This window comes from Streptomyces prasinopilosus, assembly GCF_001419695.1.
Taxonomy (GTDB): domain Bacteria; phylum Actinomycetota; class Actinomycetes; order Streptomycetales; family Streptomycetaceae; genus Streptomyces; species Streptomyces prasinopilosus.
In genome coordinates, this window is record NZ_LIRG01000806.1 from 1 (window position 1) to 1008 (window position 1008).

Annotated in this window: 1 protein-coding gene; it reads right to left on the minus strand. The window is 77.8% G+C overall.

What is annotated here, in order from left to right; all coding sequences use genetic code 11:
- Positions 1-93: 93 nt before the first annotated feature.
- Positions 94-951, minus strand: coding sequence for a Pro-rich N-terminal domain-containing protein (locus tag AOK18_RS26755; protein WP_079105201.1), 858 nt, complete (start codon positions 949-951; stop codon positions 94-96).
- Positions 952-1008 lie beyond the last annotated feature (57 nt).

Below are 1008 nucleotides of genomic sequence, written 5' to 3' on the forward strand. Positions count from 1 at the left end.
GACCGGCCGCGCCCGCCCGCGGCGGGCGGGCGCGGCCGGTCGGGCGCGGTGGTCAGGCGGACGCGGCGGCTCGGGCGGGCCGCGCCGCGTGCCTCACCAGGACGGGGGGCTGGCGATGGACCGGGCGAGGACGTCGTCCAGGACCTCTGCCGTCTCCGGTATGCCGAGCTGGGAGTTGTCGATGATCGGGAGGCCCGAGCCGTACCAGCCGGCCATGCGGCCGTGGATGCGGGCGACCTCCTCGTCGCCGAGGCGGCGGTTGCCGGACCGCTCCGCGTTGCGTTCCAGGACGACGTCCAGGCCGGGCAGCAGCACGACCGGCAGCAGGCCGGGCCCCACATGCCGTTTCCAGCCACCGAGGCCGACGACGGGGCGGTCGGGGAAGACGGCGTCGTCGAGGATGCAGGAGATGCCGTTGGCGAGGAAGTTGCGCGCGGCGAAGCCGCAGGTGCGGCGGGCCAGGCGGTACTGCGCCTCCGAGTGGTCGTTCCACCCGGTCTGCGGGTCGGCGAAGCCGGACCGCACCCATTCCCGTACGTCGTCCAGGCTGATGTGCGCGGTCGGCACCCGGCGGTGGTCCGCCCAGTACTTGGCGACGCTGGTCTTCCCGGCCCCCGCGGGGCCGATGAGCAGGACCGCGAGGGTCGTGCCGGCCGGGTCGGCGGCCGCGGGGGCCCGCGGGGCACTGGGCATGGCGACGGGGCCGCCGGGCGGCAGGGGGACGTGCCCGGTGGTGTCCGGTGGCGGGTACGGGGACCGCGGAACGCCCGGGGGCTGCGGCGCCGGCCCGGGGTAGCCGGGGGCCGACGGCGGCCCGGGGACCGGGGCGGGACCCTGGTGCGCTCCCGGGGGGTGCGCTCCCGGATGATGTGCGGCCGGTGACCAGCCGTCGGCCGGTCCGTGCCCCGGTCGGTGGGGCGGCGGCAGCGGAGAACCCACTGCGTGCTGCATCCGGTGCCACTCCGTCTCGGTCTGCTGGGCTCGGTCCGCTCGCCGCGGGCGGCGAGC

Bases quoted from the DNA above. Each gene is read 5' to 3' on its own strand.
- AOK18_RS26755 (WP_079105201.1), bottom strand. From the start codon at position 951: ATGCAGCACGCAGTGGGTTCTCCGCTGCCGCCGCCCCACCGACCGGGG.